Source organism: Mycolicibacterium iranicum, assembly GCF_002101705.1.
Lineage (GTDB): Bacteria > Actinomycetota > Actinomycetes > Mycobacteriales > Mycobacteriaceae > Mycobacterium > Mycobacterium iranicum.
Genome location: NZ_LQPC01000050.1, coordinates 40,501 through 60,053, shown reverse-complemented (window position 1 = coordinate 60,053; position 19,553 = coordinate 40,501). Strand labels below are relative to the sequence as shown.

At 67.0% G+C, this 19,553-nt stretch carries 18 protein-coding genes; 5 read left to right on the top strand and 13 right to left on the bottom strand.

Annotated features, from left to right (window positions below):
• Positions 1-5: 5 nt before the first annotated feature.
• The gene (locus AWC12_RS24905; protein ID WP_234814154.1) at positions 6-2,504 is read right to left on the bottom strand and encodes a M50 family metallopeptidase; all 2,499 of its coding nucleotides are present in this window, start codon (positions 2,502-2,504) and stop codon (positions 6-8) included.
• Positions 2,505-2,540: 36 nt separating this feature from the next.
• Positions 2,541-3,341: a peptidoglycan-binding protein gene (locus AWC12_RS24900; protein WP_234814151.1), complete on the bottom strand. Its 801-nt coding sequence runs from the start codon at positions 3,339-3,341 to the stop codon at positions 2,541-2,543.
• Between the two features lie 298 nt (positions 3,342-3,639).
• Between AWC12_RS24900 and AWC12_RS24895 the strand changes: the two genes are divergently transcribed.
• The gene (locus AWC12_RS24895; RefSeq protein ID WP_024449253.1) at positions 3,640-3,861 is read left to right on the top strand and encodes a hypothetical protein; all 222 of its coding nucleotides are present in this window, start codon (positions 3,640-3,642) and stop codon (positions 3,859-3,861) included.
• Here AWC12_RS24895 and AWC12_RS24890 read toward each other — a convergent pair.
• Genes AWC12_RS24890 through AWC12_RS24880 form a run of 3 tightly spaced genes read right to left on the bottom strand, consistent with a single transcriptional unit; the run spans position 3,858 to position 6,611 of the window.
• Positions 3,858-4,538, bottom strand: a complete 681-nt coding sequence (locus AWC12_RS24890; protein WP_085177702.1) for a DUF899 domain-containing protein — start codon at positions 4,536-4,538, stop codon at positions 3,858-3,860. The genes AWC12_RS24895 and AWC12_RS24890 overlap by 4 nt on opposite strands.
• A 19-nt stretch (positions 4,539-4,557) precedes the next feature.
• Positions 4,558-5,433: an LLM class flavin-dependent oxidoreductase gene (locus AWC12_RS24885; RefSeq protein WP_085177769.1), complete on the bottom strand. Its 876-nt coding sequence runs from the start codon at positions 5,431-5,433 to the stop codon at positions 4,558-4,560.
• A 50-nt stretch (positions 5,434-5,483) separates the two neighbouring features.
• Positions 5,484-6,611 carry a TDT family transporter gene (locus AWC12_RS24880; protein WP_085177767.1) on the bottom strand — a complete coding sequence of 376 codons (1,128 nt, stop codon included), beginning with the start codon at positions 6,609-6,611 and terminating at the stop codon, positions 5,484-5,486.
• 211 nt (positions 6,612-6,822) lie between these two features.
• Here AWC12_RS24880 and AWC12_RS24875 point away from each other — a divergent pair, with 211 nt between their 5' ends.
• The 3 genes from AWC12_RS24875 to AWC12_RS24865 are packed head-to-tail and all read left to right on the top strand — an operon-like array spanning position 6,823 to position 9,704.
• A complete protein-coding gene (locus AWC12_RS24875; protein ID WP_085177700.1) occupies positions 6,823-8,160 on the top strand; it encodes a sensor histidine kinase in 1,338 nt (445 codons plus the stop codon).
• Positions 8,148-8,792, top strand: coding sequence for a response regulator transcription factor (locus tag AWC12_RS24870; RefSeq protein ID WP_085177698.1), 645 nt, complete (start codon positions 8,148-8,150; stop codon positions 8,790-8,792). Before AWC12_RS24875 ends, AWC12_RS24870 begins: the two co-directional genes overlap by 13 nt.
• A gap of 18 nt (positions 8,793-8,810) precedes the next feature.
• Positions 8,811-9,704, top strand: a complete 894-nt coding sequence (locus AWC12_RS24865; protein WP_085177696.1) for a hypothetical protein — start codon at positions 8,811-8,813, stop codon at positions 9,702-9,704.
• A gap of 66 nt (positions 9,705-9,770) precedes the next feature.
• On the opposite strand, the gene AWC12_RS24860 is transcribed toward AWC12_RS24865, so the two are convergent.
• Both AWC12_RS24860 and AWC12_RS24855 read right to left on the bottom strand, forming a co-directional pair.
• The gene (locus AWC12_RS24860; RefSeq protein WP_337360679.1) at positions 9,771-11,108 is read right to left on the bottom strand and encodes a flavin monoamine oxidase family protein; all 1,338 of its coding nucleotides are present in this window, start codon (positions 11,106-11,108) and stop codon (positions 9,771-9,773) included.
• 8 nt (positions 11,109-11,116) lie between these two features.
• Entirely contained in the window at positions 11,117-12,136 is a 1,020-nt protein-coding gene (locus AWC12_RS24855) for a nitronate monooxygenase (protein WP_420087739.1), read from the bottom strand.
• 76 nt (positions 12,137-12,212) lie between these two features.
• Between AWC12_RS24855 and AWC12_RS24850 the strand changes: the two genes are divergently transcribed.
• Positions 12,213-12,596 carry a VOC family protein gene (locus AWC12_RS24850; RefSeq protein ID WP_085177690.1) on the top strand — a complete coding sequence of 128 codons (384 nt, stop codon included), beginning with the start codon at positions 12,213-12,215 and terminating at the stop codon, positions 12,594-12,596.
• On the opposite strand, the gene AWC12_RS24845 is transcribed toward AWC12_RS24850, so the two are convergent.
• From AWC12_RS24845 to AWC12_RS24820, 6 genes are all read right to left on the bottom strand, one after another.
• Positions 12,593-13,069, bottom strand: a complete 477-nt coding sequence (locus AWC12_RS24845; RefSeq protein WP_085177688.1) for an Rrf2 family transcriptional regulator — start codon at positions 13,067-13,069, stop codon at positions 12,593-12,595. The two genes, AWC12_RS24850 and AWC12_RS24845, sit on opposite strands and share 4 nt — an antisense overlap.
• Before the next feature lie 119 nt (positions 13,070-13,188).
• The gene (locus tag AWC12_RS24840) at positions 13,189-13,788 is read right to left on the bottom strand and encodes a cysteine hydrolase family protein (protein WP_085177686.1); all 600 of its coding nucleotides are present in this window, start codon (positions 13,786-13,788) and stop codon (positions 13,189-13,191) included.
• A 77-nt stretch (positions 13,789-13,865) separates the two neighbouring features.
• Positions 13,866-14,597 carry a 3'(2'),5'-bisphosphate nucleotidase CysQ gene (locus tag AWC12_RS24835; protein WP_085177684.1) on the bottom strand — a complete coding sequence of 244 codons (732 nt, stop codon included), beginning with the start codon at positions 14,595-14,597 and terminating at the stop codon, positions 13,866-13,868.
• A 28-nt stretch (positions 14,598-14,625) separates the two neighbouring features.
• Positions 14,626-16,482 (bottom strand): sulfate adenylyltransferase subunit CysN, encoded by a 1,857-nt coding sequence (gene cysN, locus AWC12_RS24830; protein WP_024449241.1) that lies wholly within the window; start codon positions 16,480-16,482, stop codon positions 14,626-14,628.
• Positions 16,483-16,544: 62 nt separating this feature from the next.
• On the bottom strand, positions 16,545-17,474 hold the full coding sequence (cysD, locus tag AWC12_RS24825) for a sulfate adenylyltransferase subunit CysD (protein WP_085177765.1): 930 nt from the start codon (positions 17,472-17,474) through the stop codon (positions 16,545-16,547).
• A 201-nt stretch (positions 17,475-17,675) separates the two neighbouring features.
• Positions 17,676-19,553: an ArnT family glycosyltransferase gene (locus tag AWC12_RS24820; protein ID WP_110808743.1), complete on the bottom strand. Its 1,878-nt coding sequence runs from the start codon at positions 19,551-19,553 to the stop codon at positions 17,676-17,678.

Genomic DNA, 19,553 nt, shown 5'->3' with positions numbered 1-19,553 from the left:
ACGCCTCACGGCGACTCGGCGGAACCCGCCGAGGAAGTACCGTCCGACGTGGCGCCAGTGTCGGTGTCGGCGGTGTTGTCCACGACGGTGTCCGTCGACGTGCTCGGGTCGCTTGTCGCGGTCTCCGCCGTAGCTGTCGGCTCCGGCGTGGCGGTCGGGGTCGGCTCGGCGACGACGGTGCTGCCGGCTGACGTCGTGGGCGCGGTCGATTCCGCTGGTGCACTGGTGGCGGTCGCGCTGGACGTGGAGGAGGTCGTGGGTACCGCGGACGTGGGGGAACTTGTGGTCGTCGGCGCGCCGCTGGTCGTGGTCGTCGGCGCAGTGGACGATTCCGTATGCGACGCAGCGGCTTCCGGTTGTTCGGCAGCCACGATCGCGAGGATCTGCTCGGTGTACTCGCCGATTCGTGTCTCGATCTCCTCGGGACGCAGTATTCCGAGCTCGATCTGCAACTCGAACATCTTTATCTCCGACCACACCTCGTCGAGCTGCCGCATGGTGTCTTCCGACAGCGGCTCGTCGAGGGTGACGAACACTTGGCGCGCCAGCGCGTAGGTCAGGCAATTCACGCATTCGTAGTTCAGCGCGCCGGCGAGGTTCTGCGGGGCCACCACGTTGTCGTCGGTGTCGTCGCCGTCGACGACGAAGACGACCTGGTACGCAACCGCTACGGCCGCACACGAATTGCAGGATGCGTAGGCCTGCGCCTCGTTGACATTCATCGCATCGGAGTCGTCGGTGACCCAGACCATCGCGAACGCGGCTTCGTATTCGGTGGTGCCATCTGTGGTGTTGATCGCCAGCGCTTGGACATCCCCGGGCTCAGGGGCCAGCGGCTTGTCGACCGGGAAGACCCAACCCCGACGCGACGATATGGTCGCCGTCGATCCTGCACCGCTTCCGCCGCGCATCTCCGGCCCAGACACAGGGGTGAGCACCAGCGCAAGTTGCGGGGATTGCTTCGTCGGCATTGCGGAACTGGTGTCCCAGACCGCCTGCATGACACCCTGCTGACCGTTGACCAGCGCGCGAGACGACGCCACCGCGCGCGGATCTGCGTCCCCGCCCGCCGAATTGGACAAACGTCCGACGTCCAACGCATAGACGATGTCGCCAATCGTTCCACGCTCCCACGGCTGGATCGGCCGGTAATTCGCCTCCCCCGGCCACCACGCATAGGCGACACCGCACCCGATGGCCATGCCGGCGGCGACGGCGAACATGCGCATCACGGGCTTGCCCGCAGTCGACTTCCAGACCCCGGCGCTGCTGCGGCGCACGAGTCGGCCCAACATGTAGAGCACTCCGGCGACCGGGATGACGATGGCGATCATCGCCAGCACGCGGGCGATCATCTGAATGACATCGCCATCCTCCCATGCCGTCGCGAGTACGTCCTGCTGCTTCTGCAACCCGGCCCACGCGCTGCCGAGCACCCTCGGCAGCGCCCACACAGCGATCGCCACGGTCGCAAGAAGCAACGGGACGACCACAATCACCCACAGTGTCACCACGATTCGTGCCCAGGGCTTCAGCAGGCGGGCGTGCGGATCCCCCCACCGCCACGGCAGGGCACCCAGCAGCGTCGGCTTTATGCGTGAGTAGAGGTCTGGCACTCCCGTGACGTCGGCGAGCACGTGGTAGCCGTCGAATCGCACCAACGGCGCGAGTTGGCGCAGCATCTGCAGGATCTGCGTGGCGACGACGAGCAGTAGGGCGTCGTATCCGAGCCACAACCACAGCCCGGTGATCGCGATGGCGACGAGAGCGTTGAAGTACAAGCCGCCCAGGTCGGTTCGGATCCGGCCCCATCGGCCCAGGCGATAGGAGTCGGTGACATCGGTGTAGAACGCCGGCCACACCAGATAGACGCCGAACCCCATGACACCGGGAGTGGCGCCGCCGTAGCGTGCCGCCGCAGCATGCCCGAATTCGTGAAATCCAGCGGACACGATCGTGACCGCGAAGACGAGGATCAGGAGTCCTGGCCGCTCGAATGCATCATGGGCGGCCGACGCCAGACCCTTCTCGAAGAACACCCACCAACAGACCACGGCGAAGGCCGCAAGTGCAGGGAGCGTGACCCACGGCCGGAACAGAATCCGGAACGGGTCGGTGAACGCTCTGGTGCGCTCGGGGTCAGTGACGGCGTAGCGAAATCGCAACCCGAGCAGAGGGTCCCGTTTGCGAACGACAGGCTGGCTACCGTCGGTCAGCGTCAACAACCCGAGGGGGCGCAACTTTTCGTCGACGAGCTGAGAGACGTTGTCCTCGTTGATGGTTCGCCCGGTCGACGCCGACACCGCAGCAGCGACCTCCGCGGCGGACTTCTCACCGTCGATCTGGTGCAGCACCGCATACAGAAGCGGTGTCAACTGCACGGTCTGACCATCGGCGCGGCGGGCCAGCGATGGTGGGACCCGATATCCGGATCCCACCATCTCGCCGATCAGTTCGACACCGTCCGCACGTCGAAGCACGACCTGGGTCGGCTCGGCGCCCATGGTGGTCACGGGAATCCCTCGGTTAACTCAGGTATCTCAGGCTGCGGAACCGTCACTGCCGGCATCCGAGGATCCGGAATCCGAAGCCGCGTCCGTGCCGCTGTCGGCGTCTCCGTCACCCTGCGAGATCGTGGAGTTCTGATCGGCTTCGGCAACGGCTTCTCCGACCACCGTTTGCTTGATGATGGCGTCCTGCTCGGCCACCGAAATCGCGTCGGAGTCGATCGAGCCGATGTTGGCGGACACGCCGGCGTTGATCGGCGCCGCGACGTTGGCGTTGGCCGCGACCGCTCCGCTGATCGGGGCCGCGAGGTCGGAATCGAGGTCCACGTTGACGTTGACATTCAGCAGGTTGCCGTCGAGGAGCGCGCCGGGGCTGGTGTCCACCGACGTGTCCGTCACGCCGGTTCCCTCCGTTGTTCCACCGTCGTCCGTTCCGGTGCCGCCGTCAGGAACCTCGTCGTCGTCGGTGTCCATGCCGCCCTGGTCGATGCCACTGACCTGAGTGGAGGTGGCATACGCGTCGGCATCCAGCATCTGCTCGATCGAAGTGCCCTGATCCACGGTGGCCTGGCTTCCCGAACCGTAGGTCAGGACGTTGGCACCGGCGGCGGCGTCGATCGGGGCCGCAACGTTGAGATTCGCCGCGGCAGCCAGATCGATGGGTGACGCGGCATCGATGGCCACGTCGACATCGGCGTTGAGGTCGAGGATCGACACCACTTCTTTGTCCGGCAGCGCGATCGCGCTCTCTGCCATCAACTCTTCAGGACTCAGCCCTTGCGCGCTCATCTGCGTCTCGCTTTCTCGCCGCGACACGGCGTTGCTGTAGCTCACCGGTAATGCCCTACATCGTGTGCTGCGGGGGTTACCCCACATCTCTCAAGATCAAATCCCGAAATTTCTTGGATCTGAGCAGCAAAAACAGCGGCGGGCTAAGTAAGCGCTCGACCAGCACGGTTTGCGGTAACTCGCCCCAGACCGTTTGCTGCACTGGATCCAGAATTTATCGTTGGCGTCAGACTTCGTCCTTGGGACTATTTCAACTCCGCCATGGGTTAACGGCTTAGATGCCGCTCGCGATATAACCGAAGAACACCCTGAAACGAGCATCCAATCAGGCAAGGAGTGCACGATGCAGGCGAAGAAGTATGTGGTGGCCGCGATCGCCGCCGGCGGGTTAAGTGTCGGTGTGCTGGCCGGCGCCGGTCAGGCTGCTGCGGATCCACACTGGTGGCCCGCGCCGCCGCCGCCGGGGCATGTCGGACAGATCGTCAACGTGCCGCCCGGGCACATCGGTCAGTGGGTCGGAGTTCCCCCGGGTCACTGGGACAAGCCGTGGAAGTGGTTGCGCTAGCTTTCATACGCGTCGTGGAGTCGCATCCACTCATAGGGTGGCTTCTGCGGCCATCCCTGCGGTGAGTCCTCCCACGTCTCCTGCCGGCCGTACGCGGTGACGTCCAGCAGATCGAACACCACCATGAAGGGTTCCTCGCCCCGGTCGAACGTCTGCCAGGTGTGGAAAACCCTGTCGCCGTCACGAAGGAACGCGCTGATCGCGTGACGCTCTTCGCCGTCGACGGTGACGCGAAAGTCCTCGTTGAACGTGCTGCGGCCGGATGACACCCATGGCAGGTCCCATTCCATCCGGTCCTTGAAGGCGACGATCTTGCCGACCGGTGCACGGGACACCAGTACGAGCGACGTGTCTTTGGCGTAAAGATGCGACAGCGGACCGATGTGGTCGGCCATCATGGAACAGCCGGAACACCCCTCGTCCCAATCGGATCCGAACATGAAGTGCTGGACGATCAACTGGCTGCGGCCGTCGAACAAGTCGAGCAGGGTCAGTGGCCCTGATTCGGTGTCGAAGACGTAGGGTTCGTCGATCTGGACCATCGGCAGCCTGCGGCGCTGAGCGCTGACAGCGTCTTTCAGCCGGAACAGCTCCTTCTCCCGCACGAGGAGTTCGGCGCGTGCGACTTCCCATTCGGCGCGCGACACGATGGGCGGCAACGCTTTGGCGGTGTGCATGCGAGAAGCTTGCCGTTGGTCAGCCCAGGTCGGCAACCACCTCGGCAGCCTGGCGTACCTGATCGATGTCCGAGCTCGTCGGGATCAGATGAACCTCGTCGGTGCCGATGTCGGCGAAGCGCTGCAGCACGCCGCGCAGGTCATCAACGGTGCCCGCGAAGCCGGTGGTCGGCGCCATGGAGTCGACGAACTCCGACGGGATCCAGTTCATGTATCGGAGCAGATGGCGGTGCACCTGCTCGCGCGGCCCGTCGCCGTCGCCGAGAGCGAACCAGAAGGACGTGGCCAGGTGCGGGGTCGCCTTTCCCGCCTGCCGCCACGCGTCACGAGCGACGTCGAACAGTTCGTTCTGCTTGTCGAGGGCCAGATCCAGCGTCATCCCGGCGACACCGTCGGCCCAGGCGGCGGCACTGCGAATCGTCTTGGGCCCTAACGTGCCGACCTGCAACTCGGGGCCGCCCGGCTGCACCGGCGGCGGGCCCACGGGCAGCGTCGAATCGGTGATCTTCTCCCCCGCCCACACGCGCTTCATGACGGCCACGCGCTCGGCCATCTGACGCATCGTCTGCGTGGACGGGTCGGCACCCACAGCGAGGTAATCCTCGTGGCGCCCACCGACGCCGACGCCGACTGTCAGCCGCCCGCCGCAGAGGAGATCGCCGGTCGCCAGCTGTTTGGCCAGCATCACCGGGTCGTGCAGCTGCGGGATCACCACCGTCGTCACCAACCGCACCCGGTCCGTCCACGCCGCGAGCGCACCGAGCAGCGTCAGGCTCTCTGGATTGTCGAACGCGATGCGCTCGCCCCAGCACAGCGAGGAGAAGGGACCGCCGTCGACCAGTTGCGCCCACGACTTCAACGTGGCCCTGTCGAGATTGGGCTCCATCACCGGCATCGTCATCCCGATACGCACGTCGGCGATTCTGACACGTCGGCTAAATGTGTCTAGGCCGGCGGGTCCTTATACGCGCGGACCGGGTCAGTGCCCGGCGGCGTGAAGAGTCCGCGTCGCACGCCGACCCGCCAGGTGCGGACCGCGACCAGCACCCACGTGCACAGTAGTCCGACATAGGCGACCGCGGCGGCGTAGCGGAACGCGGGCAGTGAAGTGTGGACGGCGAGCTGTGTCGTGCCGGTGACGAACGTGCCGACCGGGAACGTCAGACTCCACCACGTCAGCGCGAAGGGCATCCCGCGACGAAGCGTGCGCGCCGTCAGCGCGGTGGCCAGCGCGATCCACAAGACCGCGAAACCCCACACCGGCACGCCGTAGAGAACGGCGAACACCCGCATCCCGCCGGCGAGCTCGCCGTCGACGGCCAGCGCCGCATCGGTGCCGAGAAGCCCTGCGACGGTGATGGATTGACCGAGAGGGCCCAACACGATCCACAGCGTGGGAACGCGCGCGGTGCCGGAGGTACCGAAGTGCGCGAGACGACTCCACACCATCGTGATGATGATGAGCGAGGCCACCAGCGACAGACCGAACATCGCGTAACAGCCGTAGAGCATCGTCGCGCGGCCCGGGCCTTGGGCCATGTGAGGGATGAGGAGGCTGCCCGTGGCGGCCGCGACCATCGGCGGCACGACGGGCATCAGCCAGCCCCCGAACGCGGCATCCGGTTCGACGCGGTATCGGGTGAACATGAGGTACGGAATGCTCATCGCGGTGAACAGCCCGCCGAGCGTGCCCGCCGCCCACAGCACCCAGGCAAGGTCGACGGCGATCCGGGCTCCGATCAGGTCATGGCCGACCACCAGCGCCCCGGTGGCGACGGTCAGCAAGGCCATCGGAGCGGCACCGTAGAAGTGGGCCATGGTGGGGTTGCGGTGATGGCTGCGCGCCACCGTCGGGTTGCGCAGCCAGTGCGCCAGCATCGCCAAGACCACGACCACCAGCCACAGTGCCGACGCCACCCACACCACAAGCGCGAACGTGCGCAGGCCGGGCACATGCACCGGGAGTGTGGCACCGGCATTGGCGACAATGCCCGTGCCCATCACCGAGGCGAACCAGTTGGGCCCGAGGTATCCCAGGATCGCGGGACGCTCGTTGGCCGTTTCGGCGGTCATGCCGACCAGTATGGCGACCGCGAGCGCGCGCAAAATGCCAAGGTTGGCGGCGTGTCGATGCGCAGACACGCGCGCTCGCGGTGCCGGGCCGGCGCTCGCGGTGCCGGGCCCGCGCTCGCGGTGCCGGGCCGGCGGAAGGGGTGGTTATCCCCCGGGGGAATCTCGGGAAAACGCTGTATCGCCGTTGCGCGTCGGTCCATAGGTTGGTGTCATGTCCGCAGTCACCGACACAGACACCATCCCGACGGCCCCGGTGGACGTGTACGACCACGCCGAACCGCCCGCCCCACCTCGCACCCGGCCGTTCAGCGCCGCGGCCAGCGCGTCCCTGCTCGTGGGCGGCGCGATCGCGGTGGTGTGGTTCTGGATTCCGTTGGCGCTTCTCGTGATCGGCCTCTCGTCGATCCCCAGCGTCATCGGCTTTGCGGTGTCGGCGGTTGTCTTCATCTACCTGATGCGCGGCGTGGACTACATCGAGCGGATCCGTAGCGAAGCCGTCTTCGGCTTCGGCATCGGCGTCCCGCCGCGCCGGCTCTCGCATCACACCGGCTTCCAGGGCTGGGCACACCAACTCTGGCTGGACGTCAGCAGTGGCCGGTTCTGGAAGGCGATCGGCCATCACTACCTGCGAATGCTCTACGACGCGTTCGTGACCGGGCTGGTATTCGCGCTGCTGGCGTTCGCTTTCTTGGCACCTGCGGCGGCGATCGCGATCGGTCACAGCGACCCCGACGCCGGACTGTCATTCATGCCGACTCCGCTCGCCGTGGTGTTGGCGGTGGTGGCCATCGCCGCTGCGGCCGCTCTGGTGATCTTCGCACCCGCCCTGGACGCGACGATCGACCGCTGGCTGCTGCCCCCGTCGCCCACCGCAGCACTTCAACACGAGGTGAGTGCACTCTCCGACGCACGGGAGGGAGCGGTCACATCCGCACAGACCGAACGGCACCGCATCGAACGCGATCTGCATGACAGCGTGCAGCCGCGCCTGGTGTCCCTGGCGATGACGATCGGGCTCGCGCAGACCAAGCTCGACTCCGATCTGCCTGCGGCCAAGGCGTTGATCGCCGAGGCCCACGACGACGCCAAGAACGCTCTGGTGGAACTGCGGAATGTGGTGCGCGGCATCGCCCCGACGATCCTGTCCGACCGCGGACTCGACGCGGCGCTGTCGGCGGTGGTGCAGCGCGCCGTCAACTCCGGTGTGCCGACCACGCTGAGCGTGTACCTACCGCGCCGGCTGCCGGAGGAGGTCGAGGCGTGCGCCTACTTCGTCGTCGCCGAAGCCCTCACCAACGTCAGCCGACACTCCGGGGCGTCGAACGCCGCGGTCACCGTCCGCCTGGACGAGAGCACAAATCAACTGCACGTCAGCGTATTCGACGACGGCCGCGGCGGCGCGCGCATCGTCGAGGACGACGTCGACAGGGAAGCCACGGGCCTGCGCGGCCTCGACGAACGTGTGCGCGCCGCCCGCGGGACGTTTACCGTGTCCAGCCCAGCCACCGGCCCGACCATCATCACGGCGGTGCTGCCATGCGGATCGTGATCGCCGAGGACTCGGCTCTGCTGCGGGCAGGAATCGAGCGGATCCTCACCGACGCCGGCCACGAGGTGATCGCCGGCGTGCCCGATGCGACGAACCTGCTGCGTCTGGTCAACGAGATGCGACCCGATCTAGCGATCCTGGATGTCCGAATGCCCCCGACGTTCACCGACGAGGGCATCCGCGCCGCGGCGCTGTTGCGCAGCCAGAACCCTGAGTCGCCCGTGCTCGTGCTCTCGCACTACGTCGAGGAGCGCTATGCGGCTGATCTGATCGCCTCGGACACAAGAGGTTTCGGATATCTACTCAAGGACAGGGTCGCGGATGTGCCCGCATTCCTCGACGCGGTGAGTGTCATCGGCTCCGGTGGGACGGTCCTCGACCCCGAGGTGGTCTCGCAGATCCTGGTCCGCTCACACCGCCGCAATGTGCTCGACGCGCTGACACCGCGCGAAAACGAGGTGCTGCAGCTGATGGCCGAGGGCAAGACGAACTCCGCCATCGCCACGGCCCTGCACATGTCGGTCGGCTCGGCCGAGAAGCACATCGCCTCCATCTTCACCAAGCTGAACCTCGCTCCCGACGAGAGTGAGAACCGCCGTGTCCTCGCGGTGCTGCGATACCTCGAATCCTGAAGCATTGAAAGGACTCCCGTGACTACCACGTTCTCCCCCTCGCCCGTCCCTGCTCCCGCTCCCACGTCGCCGCCACCTCCACTGTCCCCCGGCGGCCGCAGCGCGTTCCGGGTACTGCTCATCATCGCCGCCACCGCGCTGGTGATCGCCGTCGTGGTGGCACTGGGCGCGGCCGCATTCGGGATCAGCACATTCCGGGTCGTCAAAGACTCGATGCCACTACCGAACACGCTCACCTCGGTCACGGTCGACACCGGGTCGGTACCCGCCGCCGTGCGCATCACCACCGACCGTGAGGTGCGTGAACCGCGGGTGGACATGCGCATGGTGAATTCCACCCGGGCGGGCTCCCATCCCCTGGCGGTCACCGCTGACGGCACCACTGCGAGGGTGACCATCGACGGCGAAGCCGCGGAATTTCTGCGGTGGGGCAGAGCCAGTGAGATCACCGTGGTGTTGCCCCCGGAGCTTGCCCGCAGAGTCTCGGTGACCACCCAGCAGGAGATGGGAGTTCTGTTCGCGCAGGCCGACATCGACCAGTTGACGGCGCGAACGGTGGAGGGGGCTGTCGTTCTCAGCGGCTCAGCCCGACGAGTCGAGATCACCAATGAACACGGCGATGTCACCACGCGCGAGCCGATCGCGGTCACTGAATCGTTCCGCGCGACGACGACCGGCGACGTCAGCGTCGACTTCGCCGAACCGCCGCAAACCGTGGATGCGACGACCGAACACGGCGATGTCGTGATCTCGCTACCGCCGCCGGGACCCTACTTCGTCGACGCCACGACGGCGCTGCCGGGCAACTCGGCGGTCGTCGAGGTGCCGCAGACCAGGGATCGCGAGAATGCCGCGGCGGTGATCACGGGTCGGGCCGAAACCGGCGACGTCGTCGTCAACGAGTTGGGCTGACCGCCGAAACTGCATTCCATGCGCCCAGTTCGGCGAAAGGGCCGCATGGAATGCAGTTTCGGCGGGTTATGTCCCGAGGATTCGGTCGGCTTCCCGCAATCCACTGAGGTAGGCCCCGTGCACGGTGGCGAAATACTCGGGATTGGTCGCCTCACCGGCGAAGCCGAGCCGTTCGCCGACAGGCTCGGCCAGCGCCTCCTGGTCGTCGGGGCTCGACCCGACGGCCAGGAAGCTGTAGGAGCCGCGGGCGTACGGGTCGGCGGCCCACCGGGTCACGAGGAAGCCGGTCGGCTCGGGCGCCCGGAGAGCTGAGACGAGCTGAGCCACCGATTCCTTGTCCGAATCCGCCTCACGGATACGGGCGTTCGCTCCCCCGCGTAAACCGATCAGCACCGGAGCATCGGCGAACCTCATACCGTTGACCAGATCCGACGCCGGCTGGTCCTCACCGGCGAGGCTGATCATGTCGGTTCGCGCGCCGAACTGCTCGATCCAGAAGGGCTCGTCGAAGGTGAGCACCACCTTGTCGAGCACTCCGAAGCCCAGGCGTTGAATCGCGTCGACTTTGGCCTGCGGCAGCACGGGGTCGAAGGCGATGGTGCCGGCTTTCAGCACACCCAGCGGGACGGTGACGATCACGCGGTCACCCTGGAAGCTCCCCTGCACCGTTTCGACCGTGACTCCCGAATCGCCGTAGGCGATCTTGGCCGCCTCGGCGCCCAGCTCGATTGTCAGATCTCGTGCGACGTGGTCGACGATCTGGCGGTATCCGCCGGGCAGGATCAGGTCACCGCCGCCGAATTCGCCTTCGTTTCCGAACCAGCGCAGCGACAGTTCGTCGGGGTCGGCCGCGTACTCGGCGCCGATCGCCCCGGCCACGATCCATTGCATCAGCGGGTCGTCGAAGTCTGCGCCGGTCTGGGCGAGTCCGTCAGCCAGCGACGCATCGGGGGTTGCCGTCGCGGTCATGCCGTCGACGTCGTCGAGTATCCGCACCCACTCCTGGCCTGCGGCATCTACCGATGCCGGGTCGACCACGGTGCCGTCCGCAAGCACGACGGTGTCGTCGAAGTCGGTCCCGACGGTGCGCGCCCCGACCTGTTCGGCGAGTTCTGTCAGCGGGTTGCCTTCGGGGCCGTGAATCCAGGCGCCGCCTAGGTCGATCGGCAGCCCGAGCGAGGTGTCCGTCCACGTCCGTCCGCCAATCCGTTGACGGGCTTCGAGCACGGTGACCCTCACCCCGGCGTCCGCCAGACGCCGGGCGGCGCTCAGTCCCGAGATCCCGGCACCCACCACCAGGACATGTTGGCTGGACGTTCCGCCCCCACCGCCGTCACCGCAGGAGGCGAGCAGGGGGGCGGCGGTCACCGCGCCGAGTCCCAGCGTGAACTGCCGCCGCGTCATCGGGATCATCAGTCCGCGCCGACCAAGGTGGCGATGATGTCTGCCGCCGAACCGGTCCTCGCTTTCCGAAAGCCCGTTCCCGCCCAGACATTCACCGCATGCGGATCGCCCGCACGCACGGATGCCGCTCGCACCGGGCTCGTCATGTAGTGCACTTCGGGGTAGCCGAACGGAGCGTCGGCTTCGTGCTCGACGATGAATCGGTTGCGCAGACCGCGGGCATACCGGCCGGAAAACGCTCGGGTGACGGCGGTTTCGGTGAACTGGGGATCCTGCAGCGCGGCGCGGTGGACGGGGCTGCTCCCCGCTTCGTCGGCCAGCAGGAAAGCCGTTCCGAGTTGCGCGGCCACCGCCCCGGCGCGCCGTACCCCACTGACATCGCCGGCGGTCATCAACCCGCCGGCCGCGACGACCGGTAGGTCCAGGTTGGCGGTGAGCGTGGCGATCAGATCGTCCAATGACTCTTCCGATGGCTGCGCGGTGGCGTCGAATGTGCCTCGGTGTCCACCCGCCGACGGGCCCTGCGCGATAAGGACGTCCACACCGACGTCCGCTGCGGCCCGCGCCTCGGACAGCGTCGTGACGGTACCTGCGGTCGCGATGCCGGCCTCGGTGAGGCGGCGTCGCTCGTCGGCGCTGGGCAGCCCGAAGGTGAACGAGACCACGGCAGGCCGCAGGTCGAGTACGACGTCGAGCTTGGCGACCCAGTGGTCGTCGTCGAATCGTGGTGCGCCCAGGCTGACCCCGTAGCGCTGGGCTTCTGATTCCAGCGTCGCGGCATATGCCGCGATTGCGTCCGGTGTGGCCGCACTGGGCTGGGGCACAAAGAGATTGGCCCCCACGGGCGCTGAGGTGAGCCTCTGCGCGGCGCGCAGTCGGTCGGCGAACGCGTCCGCGGTGAGGTATCCGGCCGCGACGAAACCGAGCCCGCCGGCGTTCGACACCGCCGCGGCGAGCTCAGGTGTCGACGGCCCGCCGGCCATCGGGGCGGAAAGAACAGGTGTGCTGAGTTCGCGCAGGTCGAACATCACGTGCCTTTCGTATCATGATCAACATCGACTTCTTACTGGAACAGCAGCCGTCGCCGGTTCTATTCTCGAAGCAATGGTCACCCTCAACCACACCATCGTGGCGGCCCGGGACAAGACGGAATCGGCAACCTTCCTCACCGAACTGTTCGGCCTGCCGAGCCCGACACCGTTCAGCCATTTTCTGGTCGTCAGCATCGGCGATGTCAGCCTCGATTACGCCGAGGTCGCGCCCGATGCTCCGATATCGCCACAGCACTATGCGTTCCTGGTGTCCGAGGACGAGTTCGACGCCATCTACGGCAAGATCCGCGAACGCGGCCTTCAGCACTGGGCCGACCCGCGGGGAGGGGGGCCGGGCGAGATCAATCACAACGACGGCGGCCGCGGCGTCTACTTCCAGGATCCCGGCGGGCACTATCTGGAGATCCTGACCCGCCCGTACGGATCCGGGTCCTAGCTGATCGAGTGACCGCGCGCCTCTTCTTGCCTGCGGTAGTCATCGGCCATGGCGCGAACGTGATCGGGCAACACACCCGACGCGACGTCGGCGAGGCTCGTCTCCTCCAGTACCGAGCGCATACTCGCGCGCAGCGCGCGCCACACATCGGTCAGCGCGGCGGTCGGACCGGAGTAGGGAAGGTCGCCCAGGCCGATGTCGCGCACACTGGCCAGCGGTCCGTCGATACAGCGCAGCACATCGGCGACGCTGATATCAGCCGCGGGGCGGGCCAGTTCGTAACCCCCCTCGCGGCCGCGGTGACTGCGAACCAGCCGGTCGGTGCGCAGGTCGGAGAGGATATCGACCAGGAACTGCGGCGGTATGCCCTGGGCTTTGGCGAGGTCATCGGTTTTGACCAGGGCACCATCGTCGACCGTCGCCAGCTGGATCATCGCCCGCACGGCATACTCCGCCTTGGCCGACATCCGCATGGGGCAACCCTAGTCGGATGACGTCTTGGATGGGTGTCCGGTCGCGAGCACGCCGAAATCCACCTTTTGCGGCGGAAGTGCGAGAGAACGCCTGCAAAAGGTGGATTTCGAAGGCAAGCTCAGTCGGGGATGTCGCTCGCTTTCGGTACGACCACGGCGAACAGGTCGGCGACCGCGGCGAGGCTGGCCGTATGCAGCGCCTGCGCAGGCACCGAAGCGCCGTCGACGCCCGGCAGTGTGCGGGTCGCCGTGGCCGCCGCAACCACCGTCGGCGCGTACCCGAGGTTGAATGCGCCACGGGCCGTCGAATTCACGCACATGTGCGTCATGAAGCCGGCGAGAACGAGGTGGGACGCGTCGAACGACTTGAGGATGTCGTCGAGATCGGTCTTGACGAATGAGTTCGGGTAGTTCTTGACGACGACGGACTCGCCGTTGCGTGGCGCGACCCGGTCTACGATCGCGCCGCTTTCGCCCTCGATGTCGTAGAGCGACCCCGGTCCGTCGTCGTGCTGGATGTGCACGACGGGGATGCCTGCCGTTCTGGCCCGGTCGAGCAGTGTGGCGGCCTCGTCGAGTGCGGGCTGGACTCCGTCGAGTTCCATCACGCCTCTGGTGTAGGTGTTCTGACAATCGATGAGCACCAGCACCGAATCCGAGAGGCTCACCGGAGCAAGTGGCAGTCCTGCGAGCGCGCGCAGGGTTTGGGGTTCAGACACCCGTCGCAGCCTACTGGCGGCAACGCTGTTGCGTCACGACCTGGTGCAGGCATGCCCCGGTATCGGCGATCCGCCCGTCAGCCCGCCGTGACCGCCAGCACGGCCTCGGCGAGTTCCGGGCGGCACACGATCAGGTCGGGCAGCTTCGAGTCGCGCTGGTTGTACACCAACGGGGATCCGTCGAGGCGGGATGTGAACAGACCGGCTGCGCGGGCGACGGCAACGGGCGCCGCGGAGTCCCATTCATACTGGCCACCGGCATGCACGTAGACATCGGAGATGCCCTGCATCACGGATGCGACTTTCGCTCCGGCTGAACCCATTTCGACAAGTGTGCCCCCAAGGGCGTCCCTGACCTCCAGCGCGATGGCCGGCGGACGGGTGCGCGACACCACGACGCGCGGTGCGTCCGCGCCGGCAGGCGGTGCGACGACGGTCGGGGTCGCGAGCGTGACGCCTTGCGCGGGCAACGCGACTGCGCCCGCGACGAGCTCGCCCTCCTCCCAGAGCGCGACGTGCACGGCCCAGTCGGCCCGCCCCAGTTCGGAGAACTCCCGCGTCCCGTCGAGAGGGTCGACGATCCACACCCGGCGCGCCGAGAGCCGCACCGGATCGTCGACACCTTCCTCTGACAGCACTGCGTCTTCCGGCCGCTCTGTGGCCAGAGCCGCCATCAGGAAGTCGTGGGACCGCTTGTCCCCCGCGGCTTTTCGCTCCTCGGCCGTCGCCTGCGCGAGCTCGGCGCGGACATCGAGCAGCAGCGCGCCTGCTTCGGTGGTAAGCCGCCCCGCCAGTTCGTGATCGGTCATGATCGTCTGTTCGTCGCGCAGGCGCTCGTCATTCGGCGCAGCCTTCCAGCAGCGCGATCACAGCTTCGGCGTGCTCGTCAGGCGTGCGATCCGGAGTCAACCGCAGGTCCGGGTTCTTCGGCCGCTGGTACGGGCTGTCGATCCCGGTGAAGTGCGTTATCTCTCCTGCTCGGGCTTTGGCATACAGCCCCTTCGGATCACGGCGCTCGCAGTCTTCCAGCGGCGTGTCGCAGAAGACCTCGAAGAAGTCCAGACCCTGGTCGGTGGCCACCTTGCGCGCCAACGCCCGATGCTCGGTGAGCGGGCTGATCGCGGGCACGAGCACCACCTGGCCGGAATCGGCGAGAATGGCGGCGACGTGCGCGAGCCGGCGCTGATTCTCGGCGCGGTCATCCATTGAGAAGCCGAGATCGGCGTTGAGGCCGTGCCGCAGATTGTCACCATCGAGAACGTATGCGGGGATGCCCTTTTCGAGCAGCTTCTGCTCGACGAGCACCGCCACGGACGACTTGCCCGAACCCGACAGGCCGGTGAACCACACCGTGCGGCCCTTGGTGAGCCGGTCCTCCTGCTTGCATAGCGACTCGTGGCGAACCGTGTTCGGTGTCGACGTCCGCCCTGCGACGTGGGGCAGGATCATGCCGGCCGCGACGGTGCCGTTGGTGTTGGGATCGATCAGAATGAAAGAGCCCGTCGCCGAGTTTCGGCTGTACTCGTCGAGCAGCAGCGGGACCTGGCTGCGCAGCGAGATACGACCCAGCTCATTGAGTTTGAGTGCCGTCGCCGTCTTGTCGCGATGCAGGGTGTTGACGTCGAGGCGATAGTCGAGGCCAGTCACCTTGACCCGGGTCGTGCGGGTGGTGTGCTTGATGACGTAGTCCCGCCCCGGCTCGAGCGAATCGGCGTCGGCCATCCAACACACCGTCGCGTCGAACTCCTGCGCGACACGCGGCTGGTTGTTCGGACGCGCGATCATGTCGCCGCGGGAGATGTCGATGTCGTCGGCGAGGCTGACCGACACCGCCATCGGCGGGAACGCCTCGGTGACCGGGCCGCCCGGACCCTCGATCTCGGTGATCCGCGACGTCTTGCCGGTCGGCAGCACGACGATCTCGTCGCCGGGGCGCATCACACCGCTGGCCACCGTGCCCGCATAGCTGCGGTGGTCGGCGTGGTCGCGGGTCTGCGGCCGGATGACGTACTGGACCGGGAAGCGGACGTCGGTGAGGTTGCGGTCGCCGGCGATGTAGACCTCTTCGAGGTGGGCGAGCAGCGACGGCCCCTCGTACCAGGGCGTGACATCGGATTTGGTGACCACGTTGTCGCCGTTGAGCGCCGAGAGCGGAATCGTCGTGACGTCGTGAACGTCGAGGCGTGCCGCGAAGTCATGAAAGTCATCGCGAATCTTCTCGAAACGCTCTCTGTCCCAGTCGATCAGGTCCATCTTGTTGACGGCGAGCACGATGTGCTGGATGCCGAGCAGCGAGGCGAGGAACGCATGCCGGCGCGACTGCTCGAGCAACCCGTGGCGGGCGTCGACGAGGACGATCGCCAGTTGTGCGGTCGACGTGCCGGTGACCATGTTGCGGGTGTATTGGATGTGGCCCGGGGTGTCGGCGATGATGAATTTCCGCTTGGCCGTGGCGAAGTAGCGGTATGCGACGTCGATCGTGATGCCCTGCTCGCGCTCGGCGCGCAACCCGTCGGTGACCAACGCCAGGTCGGTGTAGTCGTTGCCGCGTTCCTTGGAGGTGCGCTCGACGGCGGCGAGCTGATCCTCCATGACCGCCTTGGAGTCGTACAGCAACCGGCCGATCAGGGTGGACTTTCCGTCGTCGACCGAACCCGCGGTCGCGATGCGCAAAAGTGTGGTGGACGAACCCATGTCAGAAATCCCGTCGCTTCGCTCGCCCCGGATCCATATCCCGTCGCTTCGCTCGCCCCATGTCAGAAATACCCCTCGCGCTTGCGGTCTTCCATGCCTGCTTCCGAAATCCGGTCGTCGGCGCGGGTTGCCCCGCGCTCGGTGAGCCGTGAGATCGCGGTCTCGGCGATGACCTCGGAAACCGTTGCCGCCGTGGACTCCACGCAGCCGGTGCACGTCACGTCGCCAACAGTGCGGAACCGCACCGTCTTCTCGACGATCTTCTCGTCCTTGCGCGGCTGCAGGTACTTGTGCACGGCGAGCAGCATTCCGTCGCGCTCGAAGACCTGACGCTGATGGGCGTAGTAGATCGAGGGCAGCTTGATCTTCTCGGCGCCGATGTAGGACCAGATGTCGAACTCGGTCCAGTTCGACAGCGGGAACGCCCGGATGTGCTCCCCCTTGCGGTGCCTGCCGTTGTAGAGGTTCCACAGCTCGGGGCGCTGGTTCTTCGGGTCCCACTGACCGAACTCGTCGCGAAAGCTGAACACCCGCTCCTTGGCGCGCGCCTTCTCCTCGTCACGCCGGGCACCGCCGAACGCGGCGTCGAACTTGTTTTCACGGATCGCGCGCAGCAGCGTGAAGGTCTGCATCGGGTTGCGCGACGGGATCGTCTCGACCACCCGCCCGGCGTCGATGTCGTCCTGCACCTTGGCGACCACGAGGCGCACACCCGATTCGGAGACGAGCTCGTCGCGGGCCTGCAGCACCTCCTCGAAGTTGTGCCCGGTGTCGACGTGCATCACCGGGAACGGAAGCCGGCCCGGCCGGAACGCCTTGAGGGCCAGATGCAGCATCACGATGGAGTCCTTGCCGCCCGAGAACAGCAGCACCGGCCGCTCGAACTCGGCGGCTACCTCCCTGATGATGTGGATCGCCTCGGCCTCCAGCGCGCGGAGGTGGCTCAACTCGTAGCGCCCCGCATTCTGCGTGAGCTCATCGGTCGCAGTCATCATTCCCCGTAAAGTTGGTAGATTTGACCATATTTATGGTCATAACCAGATATGAAACCAGCGACGGGGGACGCTGTCAACAACGGTGATCGATGACCTCCGAGCCAGCCATCGGATGCAGGCGCCGAGCGTGCGCTGGCGGCGCGTTCTGGGCCAAAATCCCGCCCTCAACGCACGCTCGACGACGTCTTGGTTCGCGCCTTACCCCTGCAGGTCAAAGACGGTGGCCCCGCCGACGTCCATGGGCTCGAAGTTCTGCTCGACCCACGAGGTGATCAGGCTCGACGAGCCGGAGTCACCTCCCGGGCCGCGATGTTCGCCGGCGATGAAGTAGCGGACCTGACCATCGGCGACGTAGTCCTGGAACTGCTGCAGGGTCGGCGAGTTGTCGCCGCCGGTGAAACCACCGATCGCCATCACCGACGCCCCGGTCTGCAGTTCGAGCTCCCCCGCCGTCATCGATCCGATACTTGCTGCCGCCCATCGGTTCTCAGCGGACTCGACGAGCTGTTGCAGTTCGATGTTGTCCGCCACCGATGCGGCAGGCCCGCCAGGACCGCGGAAACCACCGAAACCGGTGTCGGACCTGGCCGGGCCCGACATCGCCATCGGGCCGTCATGAGCGTGCAGGACGGTCTCGACCGCGTAGGCCGCCGGTGCGGCACCGGCGAACAGCAGCGCTGCGGCGGCCACCGCTGCGGTGGCACGGCCCAGCCGGTGCACACCCACGGCGATGACCACGGCCACCACGATCGCGCCGATCAGGACCACCCACCGCAGCCACGGCTGCCAGTCCGGTGTCCGGTTCAGCAGCACGAACGCCCACACACCGGTGGCCGCCGACATCGTCCCCAGTATCAGCCGCGGCGCCACCGTCGTTCTCCCGCGCCATAGTTCGGCAACGGCGATGCCGACCAGCGCAGCGATTCCCGGCGCCAGCGCCACCGTGTAATAGGGATGGATGATGCCGTCCATGAAGCTGAACACGAGGCCGGACACGAGCACCCAACCGCCCCACAGCAGCAGGCTCGCGCGGACCGCGTCGGTGCGCGCCGTGCGACGGGTAAACCAGAGACCCGCTACGAGGGCGATCAGCGCCGCGGGAAGCAGCCACGACGCCTCGGTTCCCATCGATGCTCCGAACAGCCTGCCGATACCGGGGTCACCGCCGAAGAACAGGTTGGCGCCGCCGGGACCGCCGGGGCCACCGCCGGGCGGCGGACCGCCGCGGCCGGGTGTGCCTTCGCCGCCCATGACCCGCTGAATCCCGTTGTAGCCCAGTGCGAGCTGCAGCAGGCTGTTGTCGGTCGAGCCACCGATGTAGGGACGCGAGTCCGCAGGCCAGAGGCTGACCATCGCGAGGAACGACCCCGCCGTCACGGCCATGGCGAGCGCCCCGGCGAGCAACCGCCAGATGCGCTGCCACATCCCGATCGGCGCGGCAACGAGGAACGCCAGCGCCAGGCCCGGCATGACCAGGAACGCCTGCAGCAGCTTGGTCAGGAACGCGAAGCCGAGCACCACCCCCACCAGCACCACCCATCGGGTGGCACCGGTCTGGATCGCCCGCACCATCAGGTAGGCAGCGACCACGAGCAGCAGCACCAGCAGGGCGTCCGGATTGTTGTAGCGGAACATCAGCGCCGCCACCGGCGTCACGGTGAGGGCGGCGCCTGCGATCAGACCGGCCCCCGGGCCGCTGACCCGGCGTACCGCGGCGAAGAGCACTGCGACCGAGGCCACACCCATCAGCGCTTGGGGAAGCAACATCGTGAACGGGCTGAAGCCGAACAGCCTGCCCGACAGCGCCATCACCCACAGCGCGGCTGGGGGCTTGTCGACGGTGATCGCGTTGCCGGCATCGAGCGAGCCGAACAGCCACGCTTTCCAGTCCTGGGTGCCCGCCTGGGCGGCCGCCGCGTAGTACGTGTTGGCCCATCCCGACGATCCCAGTCCCCACAGGTAGAGCAGGGCCGTGGTGGCCAGCAGGGCCGACAGCGCGGGCCACACCCATCGCGGCTGGCGACGTTCGGCGGCATCGGTTGCCGCGTGTGCACTGACGGCCGGCGGCGCGGTCAT

What these genes read in the sequence shown, in the direction of transcription:
- AWC12_RS24905 (WP_234814154.1), bottom strand. Translation starts at nt 2,504, where the DNA reads ATGGGCGCCGAGCCGACCCAGGTCGTGCTTCGACGTGCGGACGGTGTC.
- AWC12_RS24895 (WP_024449253.1), top strand. Translation starts at nt 3,640, where the DNA reads ATGCAGGCGAAGAAGTATGTGGTGGCCGCGATCGCCGCCGGCGGGTTA.
- AWC12_RS24890 (WP_085177702.1), bottom strand. Translation starts at nt 4,538, where the DNA reads ATGCACACCGCCAAAGCGTTGCCGCCCATCGTGTCGCGCGCCGAATGG.
- AWC12_RS24885 (WP_085177769.1), bottom strand. Translation starts at nt 5,433, where the DNA reads ATGCCGGTGATGGAGCCCAATCTCGACAGGGCCACGTTGAAGTCGTGG.
- AWC12_RS24880 (WP_085177767.1), bottom strand. Translation starts at nt 6,611, where the DNA reads ATGACCGCCGAAACGGCCAACGAGCGTCCCGCGATCCTGGGATACCTC.
- AWC12_RS24875 (WP_085177700.1), top strand. Translation starts at nt 6,823, where the DNA reads ATGTCCGCAGTCACCGACACAGACACCATCCCGACGGCCCCGGTGGAC.
- AWC12_RS24870 (WP_085177698.1), top strand. Translation starts at nt 8,148, where the DNA reads ATGCGGATCGTGATCGCCGAGGACTCGGCTCTGCTGCGGGCAGGAATC.
- AWC12_RS24860 (WP_337360679.1), bottom strand. Translation starts at nt 11,108, where the DNA reads ATGACGCGGCGGCAGTTCACGCTGGGACTCGGCGCGGTGACCGCCGCC.
- AWC12_RS24855 (WP_420087739.1), bottom strand. Translation starts at nt 12,136, where the DNA reads ATGTTCGACCTGCGCGAACTCAGCACACCTGTTCTTTCCGCCCCGATG.
- AWC12_RS24850 (WP_085177690.1), top strand. Translation starts at nt 12,213, where the DNA reads ATGGTCACCCTCAACCACACCATCGTGGCGGCCCGGGACAAGACGGAA.
- AWC12_RS24845 (WP_085177688.1), bottom strand. Translation starts at nt 13,069, where the DNA reads ATGCGGATGTCGGCCAAGGCGGAGTATGCCGTGCGGGCGATGATCCAG.
- AWC12_RS24835 (WP_085177684.1), bottom strand. Translation starts at nt 14,597, where the DNA reads ATGACCGATCACGAACTGGCGGGGCGGCTTACCACCGAAGCAGGCGCG.
- cysN (WP_024449241.1), bottom strand. Translation starts at nt 16,482, where the DNA reads ATGGGTTCGTCCACCACACTTTTGCGCATCGCGACCGCGGGTTCGGTC.
- cysD (WP_085177765.1), bottom strand. Translation starts at nt 17,474, where the DNA reads ATGACTGCGACCGATGAGCTCACGCAGAATGCGGGGCGCTACGAGTTG.
- AWC12_RS24820 (WP_110808743.1), bottom strand. Translation starts at nt 19,553, where the DNA reads ATGACCGCGCCGCCGGCCGTCAGTGCACACGCGGCAACCGATGCCGCC.